The organism is Desulfofundulus sp. (genome assembly GCF_049701015.1).
Lineage (GTDB): Bacteria > Bacillota > Desulfotomaculia > Desulfotomaculales > Desulfovirgulaceae > Desulfofundulus.
This window is the reverse complement of the sequence record NZ_JBNATZ010000011.1, coordinates 14,162-24,942: the sequence shown is the minus strand read 5'-3', so window position 1 is coordinate 24,942 and position 10,781 is coordinate 14,162. Positions and strand designations below refer to the sequence as shown.

Sequence of the window (10,781 nt, the reverse complement as noted above, 5' to 3'; positions counted from 1 at the left end):
CGTCCCATTTGGGGCGAGAGCCCTTTAAATTTGGAAGACAAGGGGTGAACCTGTGAATACAATTGAACTGCTCGAACTTTTGGAAGACAATGCCAGGCTAACACCGGAAGAAATAGCCACCATGCTGCAAACAGATGCTGGGGAGGTACGCCGGGCCATCCAGGAGCTGGAAAAGAATAAAACCATTGTAAAGTACATGACTCTGGTCAACTGGGAAAAAGCAGGCGAGGAAAAGGTCTCCGCATTAATAGAGGTACGAATTACGCCCCAGCGGGACGTGGGTTTCGATGCCGTGGCCCGGCGCATCTGCCGGTTTCCCGAGGTGCGCAGTGTGAGGCTGATGTCCGGAGCTTATGACCTGGCCGTATTTATCGAAGGCCGTACCATGCGGGAGGTAAGCCATTTCGTGGCCACCAAGCTGGCCACTATCGAGGGAGTGGTCAGTACCACCACCCACTTTGCCCTCAAAACCTACAAACAGGACGGGGTTATGATGGAGGATGGAGAAGAAGAGGACCGGCGCCTGATGGTAACTCCTTAAGAGTGAAAGTGGGAATATTCCGTTCATACGTTAACGGGGAGGAACGCTTGATGAATAAAAACTGGTGCGCGCGGATTAATCCTGTGGTACGGGACCTGCCACCCTCGGGGATTCGCCGTTTCTTCGACATGGTGGCTGAAACAAGGGGGGTTATTTCCCTGGGCGTGGGTGAACCGGATTTTGTCACACCCTGGCACATCCGCGAGGCCTGCATTTACTCCCTGGAGAAGGGGCACACCATGTATACCTCGAACAGCGGCCTCCTGGAACTGCGGCGCGCTATTGCCCGGGACCTGGCCTCTACTTACGGTGTTTCCTATGACCCCCGGAGTGAGATCCTGGTGACGGTGGGTGTGAGCCAGGCCCTGGATCTTGCCCTGAGGGCACTGGTCTGCCCGGGTGACGAGGTGCTCATCCCGGAGCCGTCCTACGTTTCCTATGCCCCTGTGGTGATGATGGCCGGCGGGAAAGTGGTTTTCCTGCCCACCAGCATCGAAGAGGGTTTTTGCCTGCGTGCCCACCAGGTGGAGGCGGCCATCACGCCGCGCACGAAGGTTCTTCTGTTATGTTATCCCAACAATCCTACCGGGGCGGTACTCGACCGGAAGACCCTGGAGGAAATTGCAGAGGTGGCCGTGGCTTACGACCTGATCGTGATATCGGATGAGATTTACGACAGGTTGACCTATGTGGGTCAGCACACCTGCGTGGCCAGCCTGCCGGGCATGAAAGAACGCACTGTCCTTTTAAACGGTTTTTCCAAGTCCTATGCCATGACGGGCTGGCGGATAGGGTATGCCTGCAGTAACGGGGATTTTATAGCCGCAATGACCAAAATCCACCAGTACACCATGCTCTGTGCACCCATTACCGCTCAGATGGCCGCCCTGGAGGCGCTGAAAAACGGCCGGCCGTCAATGGAGCGCATGGTCCGGGAGTACAACCGGCGCCGCAACGTGATCATGCACGCATTCAGGGACATGGGGCTGCCCTGTTTTGAACCCCGGGGGGCCTTTTACGCCTTCCCGGAAATCAGGGTGACCGGATTGACTTCGGAAGAATTCGCCGGGACACTGCTCCAGGAGGAAAAGGTGGCTGTGGTCCCGGGCAATGCCTTCGGCCCCAGCGGCGAAGGCTTCGTGCGCTGTTCCTATGCCGCTTCGCTCGACGACCTGGGTGAGGCCTTGAGGCGTATGGCCCGGCTGGTACGCCGGCGGGGAGTCAGGCCGCGGGTGATTTCCAGTCCCGTACGGCCTCTTGCGGGCCTGGATGTGGGTGTGACTGCAGCAGGGGGTGCTTCCTCTTAATTTTTAAACCGGGCATGAATCCGGGCAGGAATTAAGACCCTGATGTAGAAATATTAAAAACTATGCCGGAATTACATCCGGCCAAAAATAATGCAGGATGGGAGGACGGCAGGTATGAAATTGTTGCTGTTGTGTTTTTTTGTGGGCGTCATGCTCTACAGCGGTTACATCAGTATGGGGCGCAACCGCACCATTGGGGAGTTCTTCCTGGGCGGGCGGGCTATGGGTCCCTGGCTTTCGGCTTTTGCTTACGGCACTACTTATTTCTCCGCGGTTATTTTTATTGGTTATGCCGGCAAGGTGGGCTGGGGATTTGGGATGGCCGCCCTCTGGATTGTCCTGGGGAATACCCTGCTGGGCAGCACCCTGGCATGGCTGGTTCTGGCCCGCCGGACGCGGGTCATGACCGAACGGCTAGGGGCCATGACCATGCCCGAGTTTTTGGAAGCACGTTATCAAAGCTCGGCTATGAAGGTGTACGGTGCGCTGGTTATCTTCCTGTTTCTGGTACCATACTCCGCCTCGGTATTCATGGGTTTGAGCTATTTATTTAATCAGATTTTCGGCATCCCTTATTTATATGCTGCACTCTTGATGTGCCTGTTGACGGCCCTGTACCTGATCATGGGCGGTTACCGGGCGGTGGCCCTTACCGACGTGATTCAGGGTACGGTCATGCTTGCCGGCGTGGGTGTGCTTCTCTACTATGTTCTTAATGCTCCTCAGGTGGGCGGGCTGTTCCAGGGAATGCAACGGTTGGCCCGGATTGACCCCGCCCTGGTCAGCCCGGCCGGGCCTGGGGGCCACTGGCTGTCTCTGGCCGCACTGGTGGTCCTGACAAGTCTCGGTCCCTGGGGAATGCCTCAAATGGTGCAGAAATTCTACGCTATCAGGGACGAAGGAGCCATCCGGCCGGCGATGGTGGTTTCCTCTCTCTTTGCCCTTGTGATTACCTTTGGAGCCTATTTCACAGGAGCCCTCACGCACCTGTTCTTTGACAAGTTGCCCGTGGATCCGGCCAGTGGCAAACCCACTCCCGACATGCTCATGCCGGTCCTGATTCATAACACTCTGCCCGAGCTGGGAGCCACGTTAATTCTCCTGCTTGTGCTTTCCGCATCCATGTCCACCCTTTCGTCCCTGGTGCTGGTGAGCAGTTCGGCCATTTCCATAGATCTGGTCCAAGCTTTGTGGCCCCGCTGGGTGAAAGAACACGGCGTTTTAATCATGCGCCTGCTGTGCTGTACCTTTATTGGACTTTCCCTGGTAATCGCCCTGGCCAAACCGGCGATTATCCTGAGCCTGATGGCCATCTCCTGGGGCACAGTGGCCGGTGCCTTCCTGGCTCCCTACCTCTACGGCCTGTTCTGGCGGGGAACGACACCTGCAGGTGCCTGGGCGGGAACTTTGACAGGGCTGGGCTCTTCCATACTTCTGTCCCTTTATTACCGGCTTGACCCTGCGGTCATTCCCCTGGTGGGTTCGCTGGCCATGGCCATCCCCATGCTGGTCGTGCCCGTGGTCAGCCTGTTCACCCGTCCCCTGCCGGCCGGGGTGGTGGAAAAAGCCTTTGGCAAGGGGGCCGTTCCGGGGATGCGAACTTTACAGAAACATAAGGAAGTGGAGACTGCATGATCTGGGATCGAGAGCATGAATGCATGGACAGGGAAAAGCTTCAATCATTGCAGCTGGAGCGGCTTAAAGAGACACTCCACCGTGTTTACCGGCAGGTGCCTTACTACCGCCGTCTTTTTGACGCCCACGGGGTCGGACCCGGGGACCTGCGCACCCTGGAAGATATCCGGAAGTTCCCTTTTACGACCAAAGCAGCCCTGCGGGATAATTACCCGTACGGGCTCTTTGCTGTTCCCCTCAAGCAAGTGGTGCGTTTGCATGCCTCTTCGGGTACTACGGGCAAGCCCATTGTGGTGGGTTATACCAGGAAAGACCTGGAAACATGGGGTGAACTGGTAGCCCGGGTTGTTACCCAGGCGGGGGTGACCGACGAGGATGTGGTGCAGATTACCTTTGGCTATGGCTTGTTTACCGGTGCCTTCGGTCTGCACTACGGCCTGGAAAGGGTTGGTGCCACCATCGTACCCGCCTCGGTGGGCAACAGCGAAAAACAAATCATGCTTATGAAGGATTTTGGCACCACGGTACTCGTTGGTACACCGTCCTATGTGCTGCACCTGGGAGAAACCGCTCTCTCCATGGGGATTGACCCCGCCAGCCTGAAGGTGCGTCTGGGGTTGTTCGGAGCTGAGGCCTGGAGCGAGGAAATGCGCCGCGAACTGGAGAAGATGTGGGGCATGAAAGCTACGGACAACTACGGTCTGTCGGAAGTGATGGGTCCGGGGGTAGCCGGTGAATGCACCGTGGCTCCGGGACTGCACATTGCCGAAGACCATTTTCTGGTGGAGATTATCGATCCCGAGACCGGCGAGGTCCTGGATTACGGTCAGGAAGGGGAGGTGGTTATCACCGCCCTGACGAAGGAAGCTTTCCCCGTAATCCGTTACCGCACCCGGGACATCTCCGTAATCAACCCGGAGCCCTGTCCCTGCGGGCGTACCACCGCTCGCCTGCGCCGCATTGCCGGGCGTACCGACGACATGCTGATTATTTCCGGTGTCAATGTATTCCCCTCCCAAATTGAAAGCGTATTGATGGAAATCGAAGGCATTTCCCCTCACTACCAGATTGTGGTTGACAAGAAGGGCTACCTGGATTATCTGGAAGTGCAGGTGGAAATGACGGAACAGACCTTCACGGGCAGCTTCCGAGACCTGGAGGCCATGGAAGAAAAAATCCGCCGGCGGCTCCAGGCGGTGCTTTCCATCAACCCCCGGGTGCGCCTGCTGGAACCCCACTCCATCGAGCGCAGCCAGGGTAAAGCCAAACGTATCATCGACAGACGGCCTAAAAAGCAGTAGGTATTCATGAATTACGGAGGTTTGTCATGAAAGAACTGATGACGGGTAACGAAGCTATTGCCCGGGGAGCTTACGAACACGGCGTGACCGTGGGGGTTGGCTACCCGGGTACACCCAGCACCGAGATTTTAGAAAACTTTGCCCGCTACCCGGGCGTCAAGGCCCAGTGGGCACCCAACGAAAAGGTAGCCCTGGAGGTGGGCATTGGCGCTTCCCTGGCCGGAGCCCGCGTGCTGGTGACCATGAAACACGTGGGCGTAAACGTGGCGGCAGACCCCCTGATGACTGCTGCCTACACCGGTGTAAACGGCGGGCTGGTCCTGGTCTCCGCGGACGACCCCGGCATGCACAGCTCGCAGAACGAGCAGGACAACCGCAATTATGCCCGCTTCGCCCGGGTGCCCATGTTTGAACCGTCGGACAGCCGGGAAGCCATGGAAATGGTGGGGCTGGCCCTGCGCGTCAGCGAGGAGTTTGACCTGCCCGTAATCCTGCGCACTACCACCAGGGTGGCCCATTCCCGCAGCCTGGTTGAGGTGGGGCAGCGTACGGAAGTGCCCCTGAGACCCTACCGGAAGGATCCCCAAAAATGGCTCATGGTTCCCGCTTTCGGCCGCCAGCGCCGCCAGGACCTGGAAGAGCGCTTGCAAAGGCTGAAGGCTTACACCGAGACTACACCGGTGAATTTCATATCCTGGGGCAACCGCGAGGTAGGAGTGATTACCAGCGGCATCAGTTACCAGTACGTACGGGAAGTACTGCCGGGGGCTTCCATCCTGAAGCTGGGAATGACTTTCCCCCTGCCCGGGGGGCTGATCCGCCAGTTTGCCGCGGGCGTGGAAAGGCTCCTGGTGGTGGAAGAACTGGACCCCTACATTGAAGAATTCGTACGGAGTTTGGGCCTCGAGGTAACGGGTAAACAGATTTTCCCGGCCTGGAACGAGTTCACTCCCGGCCTGGTCCGCAGTAAGTTGGAAGAAGCCGGGGTGCGGGTCCTTCCAACGGACTCCCGGGCGGAGGTGTCTCCCCCCCCTTCCGGTGTGGACGGTCAGCTGGAGGAGTTGCCTCCCATTCCGGGGCGCCCGCCCGTACTTTGTCCGGGGTGTCCCCACCGGGGCGTATTTTACGTGCTGCACAAATTAAAGCTTCTGGTAACAGGCGACATCGGCTGCTATACGCTGGGTGGCCTGTCCCCCCTGGATGGTATGGACAGCTGCGTGTGCATGGGGGCGAGTATTGGTATGGCCCACGGCTGCGAGCTGGCAGATCCTTCCCTGGGCGGGCAGACGGTAGCTGTTATCGGCGATTCGACCTTTTTCCATTCCGGTATCACCGGCCTCCTGCACATGGTTTACAACGGTGGCCGGGGTACTGTAATCATCCTTGACAACCGTACCACAGCCATGACAGGCCATCAGGACCACCCCGGTACGGGTAAGACCCTGATGGGCCAACTCGCGCCTGCGGTTGACCTGGAAGCCCTGGTGAGGGCGCTGGGGGTGAGCCGCGTCCGGGTGGTGGATCCCCTGGATATCAACGGGTTGACGCAGGCCGTCAAAGAGGAAGTGACCGCTGGTGTCCCGTCGGTGATTATAGCCAGGCGGCCCTGCGCGTTGTTACACCGGGAGAACCGCCCGCCGGTTCGTGTGGACGCTGAAGCCTGCACCGGCTGCAGGACCTGCCTGAAGATCGGCTGCCCGGCTATTTCCGTGCAGGATAAAAGGGCTGCCGTGGATGCCATTATCTGCACCGGCTGCGGGCTGTGCGTGCAGGTCTGCAGGTTTGGCGCGCTGCAGGAAGGGGGAGAAAACAGTGGCTGAGGCAACGGGTGCGGCCCTGGCACCGGTGGACATCTTGATGGTCGGCGTTGGTGGGCAGGGCATCATCCTGGCCAGCAAGATACTGGCCTACGCCGCCCGGGAGGCCGGTTACGACATTAAAGTGTCGGAAATACACGGCATGGCCCAGCGGGGTGGCAGCGTGGTTACCCAGGTACGCCTGGGGGAAAGGGTCTATTCCCCCCTGGTTACCGAGGGTGAGGTGGATATCATCCTGGCCTTTGAACAGCTTGAAGCCCTGCGCTGGTTGACATATGTCAGGAGCGGTGGCACCGTCATTGTCAACAACCAGGTCATATATCCCGTACCGGTACTTGCGGGTATGGCCCGGTATCCCGAGAACATTGTTGAACACCTTGCCCGCCGCGCTCGTACCGTGGTGGTGGACGCCCTGGAGAGGGCCCTGGAGTGCGGCCATGCCCGGGCGGCCAACGTGGTGCTCCTTGGCAGCCTGGCCAGGCGGATGCCCATTCAGCTATCCTGCTGGCTCAAAGCTGTAGAAGCCTGCGTTCCCGCCCGTTACCTTGAAGTCAACCGGGCTGCTTTCCAGAGGGGTTATAACCTTTAATTCAGATACTGGGGTCGGGGATGTATGACCGGGCAAAAAGTTTTCAAGCTCAACGAGTATCGAAAAAAGGTCAAGAAGGCACCGGGCCTCGAACCTCTGGACAGCAGGGGCGGGCGGGGCCGTTCCCCTGTCCCCCCGGGGCGGCTCAAGGCTTTTTTATGGGAGCGGAAGTGGCTTTTACTGGCGCTGCTTTTAACTGTTTTCATCTGCCTGTCACCCACACCCCGGGGCCTGACCGTGCATGGTCAATATGCCCTGGGCCTGTGGGTCTTTGTTATTATATGCTTTTTGACCGAGGCCCTCCCCCTGCCCATGACCGCCATGATTATCGGCTGCTACCAGGTTTTTACGGGCATTGCCGGCTTCAGGGATGTGCCCGGCACTTTTATGGACGATGCCGTAATCTTCATCATGGGCGTGCTTATGATGGGCGCCATGCTGATGAAATATAATATCCACAACCGGGTAGCTCTCTTTGTGCTCAAGCTGTGCGGCACCCGCATTGAAAGGGTCATCCTGGGCATCGTGACCTTCTGCGCCCTCAGTGCGGGGTTTCTTACGGAACATGCCGCGGTGATGATCATGCTGCCCATTGGTGTGGGCCTCGTCTCTTTAAGCGGAGGTTACAAAAAAGTGCCCAACCTGGCCAAACTCATTATGCTCTCCATCGCCTACGGTGTGATGATAGGAAGCGTCTCCGCGCCTTCCGGGGGAGCCCGTAATGCCCTGATGCTGGGCTTCCTGAGCAGCCTGGGTATCGATGTCGGTTACGGCCAGTGGATGGTTATGGTCTTACCTTTTACCCTGCTCATGATCCCCATCGTAAGTTACTGGCTTCTAAACCTGTTCCCACCTGAAATTAAAGATCTGGCCGGGGCAATCCGGGCTATCAGGGAGGAAATGGAGGCCGATGGTCCCATGACCAGCCGGGCCTGGATGGCCCTGGCCATTTTTCTGGCCGTGGTGGCCGGGTGGATAGTTGCCAGCCGGCGCTATGGGGTGGGCAACATTGCCATGGCGGGCATGCTCCTGGCGGTTGTCCTGCGCCTGACCGACTGGAGCTACCTCCAGCAAAAAACCCAGTGGGGAGTCGTCTTGCTTTACGCCGGGGCTATTTCCATGGGTAAAATGCTCATCACCACCGGTGCGGCATCCTGGCTGGCCGGGCAGATCCTGCACCTGGCAGCTGCCGCCGAGGTGACCGAGGGAGTTCCGCTGCTGGCTGTGACCGCTACGGTAACTGCCCTGGTGACCAATACCATGGCCGACGGTCCCACGGTGGCCGTCCTGGGCCCAATCTTTTTGAAGGTGGCCGAACTGTCGCGTACCTCGCTCGTGGCCATTGGTGTGGGAACTTCCCTGGCCTCGGCATTCTCCTATCTCCTGGTGATCGCTACTCCTGCCAACGCCATCGTTTACGGTCCCGGCTTTTTGCGGGCCCACGATTTTTTAAAGGCCGGTGCCGTGCTCTTCCTCATCTCCCTGGTCCTTACGGCTGTCTTTCTCGGCGGTTTCTGGTGGCACGTGCTGGGAGTCTGGTGAAAGTTCCTCCTGATTGAGCTGGCAGATCCGGAGTAAGTTGCCTGAAGATTTTCTATTTAAAAATAACAAAGTGAATTATTGCACAATCGGCAGTGCTGTGCTATACTTGATTCAAAGGGATGGCACAGACAAGAGAATGTGAATGAGTGCACAACCTGAAATTCACTGCATATTATGTAGTGAATAGATGTGGTGAAAAATCAGCAAATACAAGGGTTTTGGGGGCCGACAAATAAAACGGGGGTAAGGGATGAATCATCATGTGAATACTGTAACATGCCTGGGCGAGAGGGCTTCAGTGTGGTGACAAAAGGCCTCTTGCCGGCAGGTTAAACGGCGAGCTTGAGGCCAGGGGATTGCGGGTTTATTTGCATTCCGGCCGGATTTGACCTGGAGGTGATTTGCCCGTGTTTTTCCGAAAAGTTACCAGTCGCAGCGGAGGAAAGGAATACACCTACCTGAAGCTTATAGAAAACTACCGTGAGGGAAACAAGGTTAAACAGAGGGTAATCGCCAACCTGGGCAATCTGGAGAACCTTACCCCGGAAAAGGTGGAAAACTTGATCGACGGCCTGGCCAGGATATGCGGTGTATCCCGGCGGCCGGCCAGTATCGAGGCCAGGAAGGTTTTGCGCTACGGTGAGGTCCTGGCCATACACCGCCTCTGGGAGATGCTGGATGTGAAGGGAGCCGTGGAGGCCGCTTTTTCCGGTGAAAGGTACGACCCCGATATCTCCCTGCTGCTGGAATTGATGGCCATCAACCAGATCGTCAAGCCGCCGAACAAACAGGCCATTAGTGACTGGTACCGCTGCCTGTACTTTCCCGATGTCCAGGGAAAGGAATTTATGGACCACCACTTTTACCGGGCGCTGGACAGTCTGGCCTGCGTGAAAGAAAGGCTGGAGGAGGAACTTTTCCGGAGGTTGTGCTCCTTCACCCGGGTCAGCCGGGAGGTTGCCTTCTGTCTGCTCGCTTCTACCACCATTGAACCTGCGCCCCGCAGCGAGCTTGATCGTTCGCCCTATGCTCGCTATATTTTAGAGGCACCACTGGAGGAGCACCTGGTTCACCTTGGGATTTTCGTCAGCCGCGAAGGTATCCCCTTCGGCCACCATATCCTGCACGAGATACCCGATGAGACGGACTTCCGTGAAATCGTGCACCACCTGGAGGTAGCTCACGACACCCGGCAGTGCATTTTTGCAGGTGACCGGCGTCTGCTGGCCGGTCCGCACCTCGAAGTGCTGATGTCTCACGGATATCATTACCTGGTCCGCCGCAGGGTGCAATCGAAATGGGAACTTGATTTATGTGAGCGGGAACTCCTGGAGAACAGGGCTGAGTTTCAGGAAGTGGACGGAGATCTCTGGTACAGGGAAGTTGTGGAAGGAGGGGTGCGGTACCTGGTGTGCTACAGCCCGGCAGCGGCCAGGGAAAAGGCTGCCGCCCTTGCGGAACGCCTGGATGAGGTGGAGGAGGAACTGCGGAAACTTCAAAAAGCGGTCGCTTCGGAATACCGTACGGGTAAGAGGAACCTGCCGAAGGGTGCAGCCGTCCTGAAGGATAAGTACTGCCGCCGCTATTTTGACTGGCATTACAGCGAGGCCACCGGGGAGCTTACCTGGCGCCGCAGGGAAGACGTGATCACCCGGGAAGAGAAAACGGCGGGGGCTTTCCTCCTGGAAACCAACGCCACTCTGCTCGACGGCAGGGAATTGTTGCTGGCTTACACACGCCTCAGTCAGCTCGGGGAATCTTTTAAGGAAATCAGGAGCTTTGAAGCCAGACCAAAAGAGTTCTACCGTGAACAGAACCTTTCCGCCAGCATTTTCGTGTGCGTACTGGCTGCCATGCTGGAGAAGACCCTGGAAGCATTGCTGAGGCGTGCGGGGATGAACCTGACGTCCCGTCAGGCCCTGGAGTTGCTGGAGGAAGTAAAAGTAGCCATCAACCGGGTGGACGATGTGGAGTTTAAATCGGTGACGAGTATAGAAAAAACGCAGGGTGAAATTCTGCGGGCCATCGGGGTGCCCGACCCCGGAGCAG

Annotated in this window: 8 protein-coding genes; all 8 read left to right on the top strand. The window is 57.8% G+C overall.

Translation table 11 applies throughout. The features are described 5' to 3' along the window. Positions 1 to 52: 52 nt before the first annotated feature. Positions 53 to 541 (top strand): Lrp/AsnC family transcriptional regulator, encoded by a 489-nt coding sequence (locus ACPLUI_RS01675; RefSeq protein WP_424658534.1) that lies wholly within the window; start codon positions 53 to 55, stop codon positions 539 to 541. Positions 542 to 591: 50 nt separating this feature from the next. After that, positions 592 to 1,848 carry an aminotransferase class I/II-fold pyridoxal phosphate-dependent enzyme gene (locus tag ACPLUI_RS01670; RefSeq protein WP_424658533.1) on the top strand — a complete coding sequence of 419 codons (1,257 nt, stop codon included), beginning with the start codon at positions 592 to 594 and terminating at the stop codon, positions 1,846 to 1,848. Between the two features lie 114 nt (positions 1,849 to 1,962). Further along, positions 1,963 to 3,483 (top strand): sodium:solute symporter family protein, encoded by a 1,521-nt coding sequence (locus tag ACPLUI_RS01665; RefSeq protein WP_424658532.1) that lies wholly within the window; start codon positions 1,963 to 1,965, stop codon positions 3,481 to 3,483. Beyond that, positions 3,480 to 4,784, top strand: coding sequence for a phenylacetate--CoA ligase family protein (locus ACPLUI_RS01660; RefSeq protein ID WP_424658531.1), 1,305 nt, complete (start codon positions 3,480 to 3,482; stop codon positions 4,782 to 4,784). Before ACPLUI_RS01665 ends, ACPLUI_RS01660 begins: the two co-directional genes overlap by 4 nt. Before the next feature lie 26 nt (positions 4,785 to 4,810). Beyond that, the gene (gene iorA / locus ACPLUI_RS01655) at positions 4,811 to 6,604 is read left to right on the top strand and encodes an indolepyruvate ferredoxin oxidoreductase subunit alpha (RefSeq protein WP_424658530.1); all 1,794 of its coding nucleotides are present in this window, start codon (positions 4,811 to 4,813) and stop codon (positions 6,602 to 6,604) included. Between the two features lie 37 nt (positions 6,605 to 6,641). Beyond that, positions 6,642 to 7,190 (top strand): indolepyruvate oxidoreductase subunit beta, encoded by a 549-nt coding sequence (locus ACPLUI_RS01650; RefSeq protein WP_424658535.1) that lies wholly within the window; start codon positions 6,642 to 6,644, stop codon positions 7,188 to 7,190. 24 nt (positions 7,191 to 7,214) lie between these two features. Then, positions 7,215 to 8,732, top strand: a complete 1,518-nt coding sequence (locus ACPLUI_RS01645; protein ID WP_424658529.1) for an SLC13 family permease — start codon at positions 7,215 to 7,217, stop codon at positions 8,730 to 8,732. A gap of 407 nt (positions 8,733 to 9,139) precedes the next feature. Beyond that, positions 9,140 to 10,781, top strand: a 1,642-nt coding sequence (locus ACPLUI_RS01640) for an IS1634 family transposase (protein WP_424658528.1), incomplete at its 3' end; no start/stop codon positions are given.